The 16,705-nt window shown below is 36.4% G+C and carries 18 protein-coding genes; 12 read left to right on the plus strand and 6 right to left on the minus strand.

The features are described from left to right. Positions 1–154: 154 nt before the first annotated feature. Positions 155–1,219, minus strand: a complete 1,065-nt coding sequence (locus tag Q4Q55_RS03900; protein ID WP_303371511.1) for a hypothetical protein — start codon at positions 1,217–1,219, stop codon at positions 155–157. A gap of 322 nt (positions 1,220–1,541) precedes the next feature. On the opposite strand from Q4Q55_RS03900, the gene Q4Q55_RS03905 reads away from it, so the two are divergent. Together Q4Q55_RS03905 and Q4Q55_RS03910 are read left to right on the plus strand one after the other, a co-directional pair. Beyond that, positions 1,542–2,357 carry an AAA family ATPase gene (locus Q4Q55_RS03905; RefSeq protein ID WP_303371512.1) on the plus strand — a complete coding sequence of 272 codons (816 nt, stop codon included), beginning with the start codon at positions 1,542–1,544 and terminating at the stop codon, positions 2,355–2,357. Positions 2,358–2,363: 6 nt separating this feature from the next. Continuing rightward, positions 2,364–3,173: a hypothetical protein gene (locus Q4Q55_RS03910; protein WP_303371513.1), complete on the plus strand. Its 810-nt coding sequence runs from the start codon at positions 2,364–2,366 to the stop codon at positions 3,171–3,173. Between the two features lie 321 nt (positions 3,174–3,494). Here the strand turns inward: Q4Q55_RS03910 and Q4Q55_RS03915 are convergent, their stop codons facing one another. Next, positions 3,495–3,623, minus strand: coding sequence for a hypothetical protein (locus Q4Q55_RS03915; protein WP_303371514.1), 129 nt, complete (start codon positions 3,621–3,623; stop codon positions 3,495–3,497). 363 nt (positions 3,624–3,986) lie between these two features. Here Q4Q55_RS03915 and Q4Q55_RS03920 point away from each other — a divergent pair, with 363 nt between their 5' ends. The 3 genes from Q4Q55_RS03920 (at position 3,987) to Q4Q55_RS03930 (ending at position 5,288) form a co-directional block, all read left to right on the plus strand. After that, positions 3,987–4,583 (plus strand): hypothetical protein, encoded by a 597-nt coding sequence (locus Q4Q55_RS03920; RefSeq protein WP_303371515.1) that lies wholly within the window; start codon positions 3,987–3,989, stop codon positions 4,581–4,583. A 228-nt stretch (positions 4,584–4,811) separates the two neighbouring features. Next, positions 4,812–5,099 (plus strand): hypothetical protein, encoded by a 288-nt coding sequence (locus tag Q4Q55_RS03925; protein WP_303371516.1) that lies wholly within the window; start codon positions 4,812–4,814, stop codon positions 5,097–5,099. A gap of 15 nt (positions 5,100–5,114) precedes the next feature. After that, positions 5,115–5,288 (plus strand): hypothetical protein, encoded by a 174-nt coding sequence (locus Q4Q55_RS03930; RefSeq protein WP_303371517.1) that lies wholly within the window; start codon positions 5,115–5,117, stop codon positions 5,286–5,288. A 306-nt stretch (positions 5,289–5,594) separates the two neighbouring features. Here the strand turns inward: Q4Q55_RS03930 and Q4Q55_RS03935 are convergent, their stop codons facing one another. Then, positions 5,595–6,182, minus strand: a complete 588-nt coding sequence (locus Q4Q55_RS03935) for an Ig-like domain-containing protein (RefSeq protein ID WP_303371518.1) — start codon at positions 6,180–6,182, stop codon at positions 5,595–5,597. Positions 6,183–6,316: 134 nt separating this feature from the next. Between Q4Q55_RS03935 and Q4Q55_RS03940 the strand changes: the two genes are divergently transcribed. The 7 genes from Q4Q55_RS03940 to Q4Q55_RS03970 all read left to right on the plus strand — a co-directional run bounded on the left by Q4Q55_RS03940 (position 6,317) and on the right by Q4Q55_RS03970 (position 14,881). Beyond that, complete coding sequence (locus Q4Q55_RS03940; protein ID WP_303371519.1) at positions 6,317–8,392, plus strand: Ig-like domain-containing protein; 2,076 nt, start codon at positions 6,317–6,319, stop codon at positions 8,390–8,392. Between the two features lie 20 nt (positions 8,393–8,412). Continuing rightward, positions 8,413–9,018, plus strand: coding sequence for a hypothetical protein (locus tag Q4Q55_RS03945; protein ID WP_303371520.1), 606 nt, complete (start codon positions 8,413–8,415; stop codon positions 9,016–9,018). A 61-nt stretch (positions 9,019–9,079) separates the two neighbouring features. After that, positions 9,080–9,484, plus strand: a complete 405-nt coding sequence (locus Q4Q55_RS03950; protein ID WP_303371521.1) for a hypothetical protein — start codon at positions 9,080–9,082, stop codon at positions 9,482–9,484. Between the two features lie 311 nt (positions 9,485–9,795). Beyond that, positions 9,796–12,459 (plus strand): Ig-like domain-containing protein, encoded by a 2,664-nt coding sequence (locus Q4Q55_RS03955; protein WP_303371522.1) that lies wholly within the window; start codon positions 9,796–9,798, stop codon positions 12,457–12,459. 33 nt (positions 12,460–12,492) lie between these two features. Further along, positions 12,493–13,254 (plus strand): zinc ribbon domain-containing protein, encoded by a 762-nt coding sequence (locus Q4Q55_RS03960; protein ID WP_303371523.1) that lies wholly within the window; start codon positions 12,493–12,495, stop codon positions 13,252–13,254. Between the two features lie 97 nt (positions 13,255–13,351). After that, on the plus strand, positions 13,352–14,065 hold the full coding sequence (locus Q4Q55_RS03965) for a hypothetical protein (RefSeq protein ID WP_303371524.1): 714 nt from the start codon (positions 13,352–13,354) through the stop codon (positions 14,063–14,065). Positions 14,066–14,119: 54 nt separating this feature from the next. After that, positions 14,120–14,881, plus strand: coding sequence for an SWIM zinc finger domain-containing protein (locus Q4Q55_RS03970; RefSeq protein WP_303371525.1), 762 nt, complete (start codon positions 14,120–14,122; stop codon positions 14,879–14,881). A gap of 49 nt (positions 14,882–14,930) precedes the next feature. Here the strand turns inward: Q4Q55_RS03970 and Q4Q55_RS03975 are convergent, their stop codons facing one another. Genes Q4Q55_RS03975 through Q4Q55_RS03985 form a run of 3 tightly spaced genes read right to left on the minus strand, consistent with a single transcriptional unit; the run spans position 14,931 to position 15,714 of the window. Beyond that, positions 14,931–15,086: a hypothetical protein gene (locus tag Q4Q55_RS03975; protein ID WP_303371526.1), complete on the minus strand. Its 156-nt coding sequence runs from the start codon at positions 15,084–15,086 to the stop codon at positions 14,931–14,933. Positions 15,087–15,112: 26 nt separating this feature from the next. Next, positions 15,113–15,346 carry a hypothetical protein gene (locus tag Q4Q55_RS03980; protein ID WP_303371527.1) on the minus strand — a complete coding sequence of 78 codons (234 nt, stop codon included), beginning with the start codon at positions 15,344–15,346 and terminating at the stop codon, positions 15,113–15,115. Positions 15,347–15,369: 23 nt separating this feature from the next. Beyond that, entirely contained in the window at positions 15,370–15,714 is a 345-nt protein-coding gene (locus Q4Q55_RS03985) for a hypothetical protein (RefSeq protein WP_303371528.1), read from the minus strand. Positions 15,715–16,705: the final 991 nt, after the last annotated feature.

Here is a 16,705-nt window from a genome sequence, read left to right on the forward strand (position 1 = left end):
ATTCAATTGGGATCTTTTGTATTCCTCGTAACTCTTGTTCATCTGTTCTTCAAGCTCTTTTAAACCTTCTTCAATTAATCTTCTATGCACTTCCCTGCGTCTTTTTTTAGGTACGAATATCATGCTTTCACCTTGTGTTAAATTTTGATTTTTATTAATATTTAAACTTTTCATTTTCCTTTTTAATCCATTTGAAGTTATTTGTTTTACTTATGAATGCTATTTGCGTTTCACTACTGACTGTTTCATTTTCATAAGACAATTTTTGTTTCAATGCAGTTAATTTAATCAAATGGTCTGATAAATCCCATAATATTGTTTTAGGTAAGAATTCTGTTAATTCAGAAGTTTCGTCAATGGCATTTAATCTGTAATATTGTATCATTTTTATTATGTTTGAATTGTAGTTCTCTATTAAAATTTTACAAATGGTTTGCATTTGATGAATATTTTCTGTTGAAAAATCTTCTTGAATCATTTTTTCTTTTAGTTGTTTGAGAAACTTTTCATCAGATTTTTTAATATAATCTTCAATATATTCATTAAAATCATAACTAACTCCCGTAATGAATGCATATGCCTCTTCATTAATTGCAAATACTTTAATTATTGGTTCTTTTGAGTTCACTCTCAAGTCGACTTCATCATATATTATCTTCCCGTTGTCGTTACAGTGCAGATTTATTTCAAAAAATGTTGGATAGAACTCATCTGCATTAAATCCGGCAATAATCACTCCTGTTCCTTCAAAGGACAAGTGATGGGAAAACATTTTCCAAAGTATTTGATTATATTTGGCCTTATCTTTATTTTCTGGGATTATGTCAAAAAATTCATCCGAGAAGTTTCTGTAGGCTTTAAGATATGATTTGATTTCATTTTTGGAGTAATAATTTAAAGTTTCATCAAAGCCATATTCTTCGATTTCTTCTATTATCTGCCTTTTGAATGATTTCAAAATCCAAGATAGGTAATCGTCGGTGCTTGTGTAAGTGGTGTGTGTAGATAAGTATTCGATGAATCCGCTCTTGATGTTTTCGATTGATTTGAGATTTTTGAAATCCACTGTTTTTGAAAATTCACCGATCAGCGTTTCAAGGAGTATTTCCTGAAAGTCAACGTTTCCGTTAATCATTATTGCAATGGGATAGTCTGATGTTATTTCAAATATCTTGTTTGCACAGTTGTATGATTTGTTGGCCGGCGTTGTTATCGCCATGTCGCTTGCAAGTGTTATACCTTCCTTTGTTAAGATAATTGTTTCTGATGTAATTTCAATTCCTCCATTTATTTTTGCTTAATATTCAGTTAAACTAAATATAATTTATATTTTTCGCATTTTTAAAGGCAATATTGCTTTTATTTTATTAAATAATGATTTTAATTAAGTTTTGATGTTACTGTATGATGTTCGTTTTTAGAAATTTTTTTTAATTACAACAAACAGACATTATAACAACTTTAATACAACTAACAGTTTTAAAAAATGTATGGATTATCAAAAAACTTAAAAATGCAATAAAATGTCTTGGGGTGTCAGTATGAAGTTGAAATTGGAAAATACCGGACCGGTAAACCGCGCAGACATTGACATTAACCGAATCAATGTTGTGGGCGGAGTTAACACAAGCGGAAAATCAATCATATCAAAATTATTGTACTGCTGTCTTAAATCCAGAATTGATGATGAGTCCATTGATTTTTTAATGGACAGCGAAGGACTTAAAAGTTTCAAAGACTCGGATATTGTTTTTGATGGTGATGTTATACCTTCGGATGTTTTTTACATCGACAACATTTCGATTCTTGATTTGAAGGATTTGGAAATCCTGCGGCTGGATCATATAGTCCACATGAAGGAGGCACTGGAAAGAGATGATAATGCTCCAAGTTCCAAAACTTCACAAATACTGTCAAAAATCCAAAACATTATCAATTCGGACTGCCTGAATCTGACAGGCATATCCTCGGGAATCAAGGAAATCGGAGTCATACAGGCACTTTTAAAAAACAGTTCCCTGAAGGAAAACTCCTTTTTAATCATTGATGAGCCTGAAAGCAATCTCCATCCGGAATGGCAAATCAGATTCGCCCATGTACTCGTGCTTCTTGCAAAAGAGCTGAACATCACGCTGTACCTGAACTCCCACAGCCCGATGTTTATAGAGGCAGTCAGCCTATATTCACAGTATTATGATTTAACGGACAAAACCAGTTTCTATCTTACGGAAAAATACGATGACGGTTATATCTTCAAGAAAATCAACCCCAAAAACATGGGTGCAGTATATGAAAACCTGACAAGACCCTATGATGAGCTCGACAAACTGAAAGCCAAAATCATATTTAAGGAGTAGATTCAAATGACTCTAAGTTCAGATGAAGCAAAATTTGTAGAATTTCTTGAATCTTTTCCTCAGTTCTACTGGCCGTCTCATAAGATTGCCGAAAACTCAAAGGGAGTGTCAATCCTTCCGATGGATGGCGGAAAAAACGAGTTTAAGATGTATGCACTGGATGAAATCACCCATTCATGTTCTATTTTTAGGGAGGGAGGAGTATGGTTTACTCCAAAGACAACCGATGCGATATGGTATAAAAAGGAAGGTGAAAACTTCTTGATTTTCTTAATAGAATTTAAAGGGGATTTCTTATGCAGGACTTCAAGCAAATGCAGACTTGTTGAAGTGGTTGAAAGTCTAAAAAACAAAAATTACAACGATGAGCTTACAGGAGAAATAACTTCCCTTGATAAGATTGTCGATAAGTACTCGGACAGGATGCTGAACGGACTTGCGGCAAAGCCTCTCGAGACTGTTACAATAGCCTTGCCTTTGATTTATGAGGAATATTTCAATAAAAATGACGTTGAATACCTTGATATCCGTAAATTTTTATCCGATTCAAGGATAATCTATAGGGTGGTTTCTATTTCAGAGGATTACGAACCCAACCGCCAGCGCTCAAGAGGAAGATCATACAGATGCTCCAACATGGTCTCATCAGCATGCAAACAGTTGGCCCGTCAAAGACACGACCATGAAATCGACTCATCATATGAATCAAGCCTCCAGACATATCACAGAAGATACGAACGTGCCGGAATTGTATACAGTGCCGGTTTTGTAGACAATATCGCTTTTAACAATTTCATTGAGAATTACTTGAAATAAGAGGTGAATACATGATAACATGCGACGTATGAGGACACCTGAACGACTCCTCAAGGGCAACCTGCGAGGAGTGCGGATCTGACCTGTCAGACAGCCCGGACTGGGGAAATGACTGCGGCGATGATGACTTGAACTTCGACGATTCCGAAGATGTGGGATACTTTGACGACTCATACTATGATGATTAGATGTTTGAATGCAGTGCTTCGGCGAAGGATTCGTTAGATGCGACAACTGCAAAACGTTATACACTGTGCAAAAGAGGAGGTAACTTAAATGTGTGAAAGGGAAGTTTCGTTCTGCCCGTGCTGCGGAGCAGAACTATATGATGAATACTGTGAGGAATGCGGATGGCCAGACGTCAACCAGGGATGGCTCGGCGAAGAGTATGGCTGAAGGATGAAAAGTCATGAAAACATGTCCTGAGTGAGGTTCGTTGCTTGCAGACAACGAACCATATTGCGAGAACTATGGTTCGGTCTGAATTTTGACCCTGGAAGCTGAAGATACCCAAGAAGTTCTTCAAAAAGCAGTACATACATGGGGAGCATGTAAAGGTCTCACATTATGTCATAAGTAAGGAAATAGATTGGATTTTCTTTATAATTGTGCTGTTTATATTGGCATTTCTTGTTTTCTTTTATTTATTCTTCAGGTAATCATTTGGATATCCAATCTCAGCAAAATCGAATTTTTAATAAGTTGTTTTCACCATAATTTTTTCAATATGAATTTCTTGAATAATGCCGGAAATTGTTATATACATATGATTGACACAAATTATAATATAATACTAAAATGGAGCATATTTTTATGGAAAACAAAAACATAATTATAATATTAGTTGCAATAATCGTCATTCTTGCTCTTGTTGCTGGGGTGATGTTTTTTCAAACAATCAATGCAAAGGAACCAACTAAAGTCAAGATAACAAGCAATAATACTTTATATGAAGGTGAAAATCTAACTCTTAAATTGACTGATTTAAACAATACTCCTTTATCTAAAGAAAAGGTCAACATTACAATCAAAAACAGTAAAGGCAAGATTGTGGCGAATAAAACAGTTAAAACCAATGAGAAAGGCAATGCCAAACTGGATTTGAATCTTAAAAAAGGAAATTACACGGTTAATGTGACCTATGGCGGTAATGAAAACTACACTGGAAACAATACAACTCAGAAATTGACCATTAAAGAGGAAGAAAAGATTGTGGAAACCCAATCAACCACTTCAAGCGACACATATGTTGAAAGAACAGAAGGAAACTTGGAGTATGGTTATAAAGATGGAAGATATGGTTTTTGGACTCCTGCTGGAAATTTCATTGAAGATAAGAGTAGAGCATTAGCCGGTGAAGATCCTATTGAGCCGTTTATGAGGGATGGGTCTTTTTATAGTCAAATTTAATTTTTTGTGTGGATGCAACAGCATCTATACTATTTTTTCAATATGATCATAATCAGTATCATAAATTGATTTCACTATGAAAAATTGTATTTGCCTTAAAATATTGATTTGAATGAGTAATTAGTTAATTAAAGCTTTTTTAATCATTAAATTTATATTTACGGAAATTAAATATTTTCATTGTGGCAGGTGAAACTTTTTTCAAAGAAAATTCATGTGGTGAAAAAAGTGGTTACAAAAGTAGAAATGTTTAAAAAGGAAATGGAAAGGCCAAAAGAAATCTATGAACGTGAAATCGCAGATTTCACCAAAAGATATCCTGCCCTGGGAAAGATGACCATAACCGAACGTCCCGACATTGACGTTCAGGAATACATCTTCTCTTTTGAAAACCTGAACAGAACTTCACGCAATGAACTGGACAGAATCTATCTGGAAATCACAGACCATATGGATGAATTTTCAAGACACAACGATATTGAAAAATTCTCAAAATGGGCAGTGATTTGGATATAATTGGGGGCAATCAGCATGAATATTAACAAATACCCTCAATTTCAACTTTATCTGTTGACATTGAGACTTTTAAAGTTGAAGAATAAATTGATTCCTCAGGATTGTGATGAATATGCATCAATTCAACAATTGTCAACAGAGCCTATTTCAGTTCATATCTGTTTTGCCAATTATGGCTTGAAGATGTAAAGCATTTTAAGCCAATTCCAATTAAGGAATTTGAAGATGATGAAGTAAAGGTCAGTGAACATTTGCAGGTTAGAAATGCTCTTTATAATTTTGGTGAAAAAATAGCTAAGAGGGATTTGGACAAACTTGCGACACTATTCCAAAAAAAAAAACATTTCAAAAATAAATCAACATTGCTTCGCTCTTAGTTTTACAATTCTCATTTTTAAACATTCGTTTACTAATATAAAGATATATTCACATTAAAAAAAAGCCATTTAAAAAAAGAATAGTAAAAAAATAAAAAGGGGATAAGTGAAGTTTCACCTACCATAGTCTGTGTCCGGCATCGTCATATCCCGGCTCGTCCATGTCTATGTATCCGTTGGATCCCACATGGTAGTCCACCATGCCGTACTTGTTGAGCATGTACTGGTCAACCTCTGCCTGGCTGTACATCGGTGTTCCGTCTGACTTGTATGCGTATGCTGAAGGTGTGCTTGAGGATGTCTCGGCCTCTGCAACCTCCTCCTCTTTAACGGTTATTGACTTTGTGGTGTTGCATCCGTTGTGCTTGTCGTCACCATTGAATATGATTGTCACCTTGTACTTTCCGGCCTTCTTGTCAAGTTTTAGGGTTCCCACACCGTTGTCGTTTGTCACAACTGAATGGTAGTCGCTTGCCTTGTTGTTGTCTGTGATTGTGATGTTTACTGTCGCATCAGCCAGCCCATTGCCGTCGGCATCGACCAGCCTGATTTTTATTGCGTCTCCTTCATTCAATGTGGCGTTGCTTTTGTAAGCCACTTTTGTATCTGTTTTTGTCATGTTCGGCAGCATCATCGCCCCTATGCCCACAAGAAGTGCGGCAATGACAACGATAAGTGCCAGAATTATAATCTTGTTGTTATCCAATTGTATCACCTATAGTTAAATATTTGTGTTCAATTCGTATTTAATGATTTCTTAGTTTTGTTAAATCAGTAATATTAATAGCTAAGATGTGCATAAATAGATATCAATTAATAACTTTTTTGGAGGAAAGGATTTTGATAGACAAAAGGATATTGGTGCTGGCAATGTTGCTTGTGGCTTTTGTGAGTTTGGGAGCAGTAAACGCATCTGAAAACATCACTGATGATGCTAATGTGGGGAGTCCAAACCAGATTGTTGAAGATTTAAATGGCGGCTTGGATGATTGTGAAAACATTAATTTGTTTGTTGATGAGGACAATAATGAGTTGTCAAGTGTCAATGATGGTTCTGACAACCTGTCTCGAGTATGGGAAGAGGAAGGCTATGAAGATTGGGTATTCTGCAAAAGTTACTCAACATACAACTATGATGACAACTTCACTTTCACAATAAAGAAATCTTTCGATGGTGAAGCCTACATTTTAAAGGGAACTCCAAATAATTATGGTGGTGTCGAGTTCCATGATAATGATCAGGTCTATTTCACCAAGATAACCAATGGAAAAAGTTCCAAACCAACAACCATTTCCCTGGCCGATTTGGGCCCAGGCAGTTATGAGTTCGTGGTCATAAGATATGACTTTTCCAATTACCATCCAGAATGGGGTGACGGATACAGATATGTGATGAAGACGGTCACTTTCAGCGTCATGGAAAAGTATGTGTCCCCGGACGAGGTAGTCAACAACAAGAAAATCACTCTTGAAACAGGCAATGTGGATGGAAAATGTGATGAAAACATTCTATTCACGGTTCGCACCGCTGAAGAGGGCATTTATAAGTCCGGCTTGAACATCACATTCAGTTGCAATTATGAAGAGCATTCGGCTGTCACCGACTCCAACGGCTATGCGACTTTGAAGATTCATTTGAAAGCCGGAACATATATCATAACGACACGCTGCGGGGGAGTTTCCAAGGACAATACCATAAATGTCAATAAGGTCTATGTTGCAAACAAGTACAAGGATGCATATGTAAAACCTTTAAGCACTTACTATAAAAGCAACGCTAAAGTCAGTTACGGTTGGAAAGGAAACCTTGAAGGATATTTCAGAATTTACAAGGGTGGCAAGGTGATATACCAGACCAAATTGAATTCAAACGGATACATTGACGATTACTTCAACTACGAAACTCACAACATGCATCATTCACTTTCCAAGATGGGTGTCGGAACATATAGTGCGGTGATTACAGACAATAACGGAAAGGCAATAGCAAAAGGCACTATAAAGATTGTAAAATCACCGACCCATATCAAATGCAGTTCATTTGTCATAAAGGTGGGAAGCAAAAGGTCAATTGCTGTCTATGTCTATGACAATTCCAATTCACGAAAGGGTGTTGCCGGAGCAGTACAGCTTAAAATCAACGGAAAGACCTATGGAGCCAAGGTCAAAAACGGCGCTGCCGTTGTCAGGAACGTCAAGTTCCCATTGAACGTAAAGACCTACAACGGCTATGTCAAGTTCCTGGAAAACAAGAACTATAAGGCAAGCTCCGCAAAATTCAAAGTCAGCGCAAGGAAACTGACATCACGGATGTATGCAGATTCCATTTCCACAACTACAGGTGCCAAAAATACATTGAGTGTATATGTGGGCATTATGGATTTGGATTGGAACATTCTAAACGCCAACTCAGGAACTGTCAGATTCACCCTCAACGGCGAAACATATTATGCGAAGGTCAAAAACGGCTATGCTCAAGTGACAGTAACAGCACCATACTATGCGGGAACATACACATGCAAGGCAGTCTATTTGGGAAGCGATTCAGTCAAGGGAAGTTCTGCAAGCTTCAGCATGGTGGTTAAAAGTCCTTCTCCATATAAGGTCATAACCACAACAGCCAAAAACGACTGGACTTATGCATGGTCCGGAGAATTTAAAGTCTCCACCAAGATATGGGATATGACTGCAGGTTATATGGCACCTTACAAGTATGTTGATACAACACTCTATAAGAACGGAAAGCAGATTACAAACACAAAATACTATGTGAACTATCAAATCGACGGTAAATGGACCGGATGGAAACAATATGGGATTGTTTCAACAGCTCACCACAGACTGTCCGTGCCTGATGAGTCATATGTAGGTCAAATCAAGGTTAAATTCAACAAGAATGTCAATCCGTCATATTGATGACTTATGGAGGAATCGAAATGGAAAACAGAAACATAATTATCGCTTTGCTTTTGATAGTTGTCGTTCTGGCAATCGTTGCGGGAGTCATTTTCACGCAAACGATGAATGCAAAGGAGCCGACCAAATTAAAGATTACAAGCAACAATACATTAAATGAAGGAGACAACTTAACATTGCAACTGACTGATTTGAACAGGACTCCATTGTCCAATCAGAAAGTCAATATAACTGTTAAGGACAGCAATGGAAAAACAGCAGTCAACAAAACGGTCGAAACCAACTCCAACGGAACTGCCAAACTGGATTTGGACCTTAAAAAAGGAATGTATACAGTCAACGTTACCTATGACGGAAACGAAAACTATGCTGCAAACAATACTGCCCAGAAATTGACAGTCAATGAAGCCCACACTGAATCTGTCAGCGAATATTCATCAAACAGTTATCCCCGTTATAATCCTGCATTCGGAAGTTACAGAACTGTTGAAACACATGATGAATTGGCTCTGATTGAAACCGCTTCCGGCCAGATGTATGTTCTGGGCGGTGATGAATATTATACCTATGGCGGTCGTGATTCACAGGGACACATTGAACTGGGGTCCTTTGTTGGAAAGTATTAGGCAGAATCAACGTGACAATCTTTAGAGGTAAACTATGGAAAACAATAAGATCATCATTGCTTTGCTTGTGGTTATCATTGCTCTTTTGGCGGTCATGCTGGTGATGATGCCGAATGTCACAAAAACGGATTCGACAGCCCAAACCACAGATAATGCCACATCCAATCCAGAAACGCCGGACACCATAAAAGTGGAATTGCCGGAATTTGAAACGAAGTATAAGAAAACAGTTGGTGAATATACTGTAGAAGCCCAAAAATGGCAAGGCGGAAGCCTTGGAGGATTTGGCGTTTGGTTATACAAGAACGGCGAGCAAGTGGATAGGGATTCATATCTCTCCCGAGCATACTTCTATAAGGATGGGGAATGGAAATGGAGCGAATGGGGAAACGGTGAAGGTGCAGCCTACCATAAGTATCCGTTAGACAATGGCATTGAGATTCGGGAGGTTGAAGTGAAATTTTAGCCGATTTAAAGGAAGACCTTTGAAGATTCGTTCTGTTAAGCTTGATTGATATCAAATCATAATCAGGTAAGTGCTTCGGCATTTGCTTTTTTTCTTTTTTTCCTATCTCCTTAAGGCATTAAATCCATCCTAACGTCTCAGATGTTTATCTGAAGAATTTGTCTGTTTTTTTCACACCTTTTCACAGCCCAACATAAAATAATTAATTGCCTTTTCAAGAATTCGGCAACTCATTTTTGTAGGAAATATTATAATCTACATGGTACATAAATAGTTATCAATTAATATGTTTTTTAAGGGAGGAAATTATTTTGCAAAACAGAAAACTAATGGTGTTAGCAATCATTCTCACTTGTTTATTTGCCATTTCGGCAGTCAGTGCTGCTGAAAATGCAACAGATGAAGTGGTCAGTTTGGATGATGCAATTGAAATTGAAAGTCCTAGTAATGATGTTGTTGGGGGTAATGAACCGGCAACAGAATTGTCTGTAAATGTTGAAAGTGAAGTGAATGATGAAAATACGGTTAACTCTTCTTTTGAATATGTGGGTGATGGTAAAATATCATCTTCTTTAGAAAATCAGAATATTTTGAGTTCTTCACCACCATATTATATGTATAACGCTCATGTTCAAGGTACCGCTATTAATTACGGGTCAAGCGGGTCCATTTTTATTTCTTATACTCCATCTACTTCAAGTAGCTATTCTTATAAATATGATTTTTATCTGAAGGTTTATGACTCCAACAATGTTGAAAAAATCAGTAAAAGGTATTACGGCACTTCAACCTCCAGCAATAACCAATATTACTCAATAGGTGCTACCTCTTTTGATCCTGGTGTTTATACTGTCAAACTCATAAACTCTTATGACAATCATGTTATGAGCACAAGCACATTGACAGTATATTCCGTACACCACAGTCTCTACTCTGTCAGTGTTTCCGATACAAATATAAATTACGGGTCTACCGGATCCATTACAATGTCTATTTCTCCGGCATCTGGTTCTTATTTAAAATATGATTTTTACTTGAAGATTTACGATTACAAAAATGCTGAAAAGGTAAGTAAAAGATATTACAGTACCAGCTCTTCTAGGGCAGTGACATATAACATCTACTCTTCCAGTTTTGGCTCTGGTTCCTATACGATAAAAATCATTAGCAATCAGGATAATTATGTCATGTCCAGCGCAAAATTGAACATTTATGCCCTGACATATTCCTCTTATTCAGTCAGGGTTTCAAATACAAACATCAATTATGGGTATGCAGGATCCATTAAAATGTCCATTTCTCCGGCATCTTCAAGTTATTATAATAAATATGATTTTTATTTGAAGATTTACGATTCAAATAATGTTGAAAAAGTTAGTCAAAGGTATTACAGTACCTCTTCTTCCAACTCAGCATCATACAGTTATTCTTCAACTGCCTTTTCTCCGGGCAACTATACCATAAAAATTATTAACAGTTATGATAATCATGTGATGAGTACAGCCACACTCTCCGTTAAAAGAATAAGTCTTGAAACTCAGAATCTAGTTGGAAACTGTAATGAAATTATGGAATATAAGGTCCGTGCTAGTGAAAATGGTGAATATAAATCCGGTTTGAACATAATCTTTGATTGCAATGGTGATGAATACAATAGGACAACAGACAATCAGGGTTATGCAACTTTAAAAATACATTTAAAAGCCGGAACCTATCATATAACCACAAAATATTCTAATATTGAAAAGCAAAACACCATCACTGTCAACACGGTATATGTTGCAAACCAGTGTAAGGATGCTTATGTAAAATCCCTGACCGGTTATTACGGCGGCAAATACAAAATCAAGTATGGCTTGAAAGGAAACCTTGAAGGATATTTCAGGATTTACAAAGGAAATAAGGTAATCTATCAAACCAAGTTCAATTCAAACGGATACATTGACGACTACTTCAAATACACTGCACACAATAAAAAGCATTCACTTTCCAAGATGGGTGTTGGAACATACAGGGCAGTTTTAACCGACAGCAATGGAAAGGCAATAGCCAAGGGCACAATAAGTATTGTGAAATCACCGACCCACATCAAATGCAGTTCATTTGTCATAAAGGTCGGAAGCAAAAGGTCTATTAATGTGTATGTCTATGACAAATTCAATTCAAGAAAGGGCGTAGCTGGAGCGGTTCAGCTTAAGATTAACGGAAAGGTGTATGGTGCCAAGGTCAAAAACGGTGTTGCCGTTGTCAGGAACGTGAAGTTCCCATTGAACGTAAAGACCTACAACGGATATGTCAAGTTCCTGGAAAACAAGAACTATAAGGCAAGCTCCGCAAAATTCAAAGTCAGCGCAAGAAAGTTGACATCAGTAATGTATTCAGATTCCATTTCCACAAAAACAGGAGTTAAAAATACTCTGAAGGTTTATGTGGGCTTCAAGGATTTCGATTGGAACATTATAAATGCCAACTCCGGAACTGTAAAGTTCACTCTCAACGGCGAAACATACTATGCGAAGGTCAAAAACGGCTATGCTCAGGTAACCGTGACAGCACCATACTCTGCAGGAACATACACATGCAAGGCAGTCTATTTGGGAAGCGATTCCGTCAAGAAAAGTTCAACCAGTTTCCAGATGGTCGTCAAAAAGAAATCTAATTTAAAAACTGCTGTATTGCCAGTGTACTATCATGAGTTTGTTACTAAAAGATTAAGCAACAAAGATGTGATAAACGTCTTTTATGAGGATACTCCTAGAAGGCAATATAGCATGGGTGTTAGCGTATGGGCTACGCATGGATATGGCTTGGTCGAACCGAAATATACGAAGCTGGTTTCATCAAAAGTATGGTTTATGAATGATGAAACTGGCGGTGTTATCACAAGAACATCCAGCAACGTACGTTATGACTATATACATATTGGATTTATAAGAGGTTATACTCCATATAAGGTTCAAGTGTGGTACAAATAATCATTAGGAATTGAAAGGGGAGTTGGAAGTTTCATGGATATTAGGTATTGTCCGGAATGTGGAAAAAGGTTGGATGAGGATTCACTTTTCTGTACAAACTGCGGTTTTAAGGTCGGGGATGAGAATAAAAAAACCAGATATTGCAGCAATTGCGGTGAAAAAATAGACCTCAATAATGAGTTTTGCTCTAGCTGCGGTTTTAAGGTCAGGGATGAGATTAAAAAAACCAGATATTGCAGCAGCTGTGGTGAAAAAATAGATTTCAACGCCGAAATATGCCCTAAATGTGGTGTCAGAGTTCAATATCCATTGGTAAATTCTGCACGGGAAAAAATAAAAAGGAATGCGAACAAGGCAGATAACTTTTTAGTTAAATATGTCACTTATAGGAATGTTTTAATTATACTTTTGGTGTTTATAATAATAGGATTGGTGGTTGCCGCCCCTTCAATAATCAATTATTTGACTCCATATAAGGAAGTTGGCTCCGATTATATCGCCGATCCTGTTGCAGGTGAAAAAGTGCAGTTTGACGGCGAGTATATGGGACATACCTCCTGGGGCGGAGGATATTTATTCTATCTTTCGATAACAAATAATGATATTGTGAAGGTTGGGGACCAATATGTCATCATACAGGGGGATTATTTGTCTCATGATTTGTATGGAAAAGAGGGAAAAACGATCCATCTTGAAGGCAGGTTTGCAGAGGGTGGCCTTTCAAAACAGCGTTTTGGTGACGGCTATATTGAGGGCCATTGGTTTGGAGCCCACACGATTGAAATTGTAAATTGATGATAATATTTTTTTATAGGTTAACTTTGATTCATGTAAATGATTCAATGTAATTTGGGATTGGTTAATCTAATATTCCTCCAGGCAGGTGAATTCAATGGAAAAATTACAAAGTGACATGGACAGATTAAACTATGAAATTCAGGACTTGGAAGACCAAATCCGAAATGCTGAGGAGGAAGCTGAAGCAAACATCCAGCCCCTAAACGATGAACTCGCACAAGTCATGGAGGACAAGAGAAGATTCGCATCAAAAGGAGATTTCGAATCCGTCCAGTCCTGCATAGCGAGGGAAAGCAATCTCAAGTTCAGGATAAGTGCTCAGTGGAACGAGTGTTCGATTCTAAAAGACAAACTCAACAGGCTGAAAAAGAAAAGGCAGGATTTGGAGTATCAAATCAATCTCAAAAAAGATCAAATCAAAAGAAACAATGAAATTCTCGCCCAAATGGATAAGGTCCTTGAAAACTATGCCAAAACCCAGAACCTAAAACAGGCCGCCATCGATTCCGGAATCGATCCCAACCATGTCGAGCAGTGGCATGAATGGGGAAAAAAGAATTTCAATGAGACCTACGCATATTTCTACACACGCATTTGCGAAATCGACAATGACTTGAAAAGACAGGAGACCGAAAGGCTCAAAAGCACGATGGACAGTGTTGTTGAGGCATATAGAAAAACCAATTCATTAAAGGAAGCCTCAGAAATTGCAGGGGTAAGCTACGATACGGTGATGTACTTGTATGAGTGGGGATCAAGAGGCTTCGGCAGTGAAAACACCTACTTTTTCAGAAAATTGGATTTGTAATCCAAAAGTTTCAACTAAAAAAATCTTTTATATTCAGTTTACATATATACAACCATGAAAAACTGGAAAGGCTATTTTGAAGACAAAATCCTATTTCGGGGTGAGGATTATTTTGAATCGAATGCAGTTCGCATAATGGAGTCATCGCCCACACACATCGATGCACAGGTGGCAGGTTCAAGAATCTATAATGTCAGAATCAACATGAATGAAGTGAACATCACATCAATGTATTGTGACTGCCCTTATTTTCAGGGATATGATTATTGCAAGCATCTGGCAGCAACATTATATTATCTGGATGAACATCCTGAATTGACGGAGAAAAAGGACTATACTGAATTGCTTTCCTCCCTTTCAAAGGATGAACTTGTCCGATTTTTGGCAGATGAAATCTCGGATAATCCATATCTTGCAATCAAGTTGGAATTATTCAAGAACAATAGTGCTGATGAGGAATATTTCATTAACAGGTTAAATGGATGTCTGGATGATTCATTTGAGGTTTTGAAATTTTTGGACAGTGACGTTCAGAATTTAATAGCTAAAGGGCAATTCGAACTAATGTTTAAGTTGCTTACAATAATAATCGACAATATCAATGGGAATTTGGCATATTGGAATTTTTCATCCGTGGAGGATGTTGTCAATAAAATAGATTCTGTGGTGTCTCAGGTTCGTAATGATGCGGATATTGATGACATTTCAGATTTTCTGGAACATGCTATTAGTACAACTGATAATTTGGTTATAGAAGACATTTTAATGGATTGCATGTCAAGAAATGGTGATATGGACCGTTTGTTTGATGAGTAGTTTATTCATCTGTTGGGATTTTCTATTCATTGAGGTATATCATATCATATTAATAAATAATAATTTCGTCTTTTATTTCATTCAATTTCTGGGACCTTTTGTATTCCTCGTAACTCTTGTTCATCTGTTCTTGCATGTCTTTTAAACATTCGTCAATTAATTTTCTGCTGACTTCTCTGCATCTTTTTTTAGGTACGAATAACATGTTTCCACTTCCTTTGACATTTTCTCCTAATATCCTACGTTAAGTTTCATTCCTGTTTCTTCCAGCTCATCTATGATTTCATCCACGTCAAACAAGTCGAGCCGTAAATCATACACCACATCGGAGAGGTCCGGTGATGGATGTCTTTGACAGTACTCAATTATTTCCTTTTCTTTTTGCTTCTTTGGGATTTCCCTTATGCTCATCTCCCTTTGCAGATTTTTGTCGGAATCGCTGCTGAAGTAAGTGGTCCTTGCCATGAGATTTATCGCCGAGTTGTAACTCATCCTGTCGTAATCGTCATTCGACAAATCGGGAAACAGCACAATCGGACAAAAGCTTTCTCCAATATATCCTGCAATCTCTTCATAGATGTCGTTGAAGTGATTAAGCATTCCGTTGAAAAACATTTCAGGCTTACACTTATATTAACAAGCAGCTTTTCTTCTGTTGTCCATGGAAGCCTATCGCATAATTCAAGTGAAAATGATGAATTCGGGAAATGCTTAATCAAATGTGGTCGGATTACATTCAATATTTCAATAGTGTTTTCATTTGTTGCGATAAATTCGGTGATGTCCTTTTCAGGTGAAACCAATATGTATCCGTTTTCCAATTTATAATCCATTTTTTGACCTCGGTTGTATGAATTTGTAAAATTGTTTTTATATGGTAAAATTGACTTATAAATATTCTTTAAATCAATTTATTTTTCAATTAAAGATTATTCTATTTGTTTTTACTTATATAATTTATTGTCTGCTTTCAGATAAATAATTCAAACTCATTGTATTATTATAAGATGAAATCATTATTGAAAAAGATGTATAATTGTTGATGGTGAAGCCCTGTTATCTATATTGAAAACGAGTAATTGGAACTAGACATGATGGTAAAGAGGATTATGTTGTATAGTTTGTATTTTGTTGTTAGGATTTTGATGATATGCAAAAAAAGTCTAATAATCAATATCAATTGTAGAACCGAGTTCTACAATAACCCCTGATATTGATTAATCTCATTAAATATAAAAGGAAGCATAAACCTCCAATTATATTCTTTGAAAATAATCTTATTTAAATGTTTAGATGGATAAGGGACAATTAAGTGTTAAGGAGTCTCAAATAGGGGTCTATTCATAACTGTCTTAATTATTGTTTTTTAATCCATCTAAACTATGAAGGTGCCTTATTTTTTTAACTTAAGATGCTAATGACAGTGCATTAACTATCAATAGAATTAAATTTAAAGCAAAATTCAAATTTAATTTACCATCTAAAGTTATGGAAATTTTTATCTCCATTAAGACTCCTCCTTTTTTTCATTAATGAGATGTAATGAGTGGATTTTCCAATTTATTTTAATTTTATTTACTAAATAAATCTTCATTTAATCACTTCAATTACTTATGAGACTCTGTTCTGTATGTTGATTTATGTAGTATTTAAAGCTTTTTTAGTTGCTTTTAGTTAAAATTATTGATTTTTAGATGTTTAATTGCATTGATTTACTAATTTTATATATGGTGTAATTTTCCAGATTCCGAAAGTAATTTTGCATTGATATGCTGATATGTGAATAGGCAATCTTATCTGGTGCTCAATGATTGATTTCATTGC

It is taken from the genome of Methanobrevibacter sp., from assembly GCF_030539555.1.
GTDB lineage: Archaea > Methanobacteriota > Methanobacteria > Methanobacteriales > Methanobacteriaceae > Methanocatella.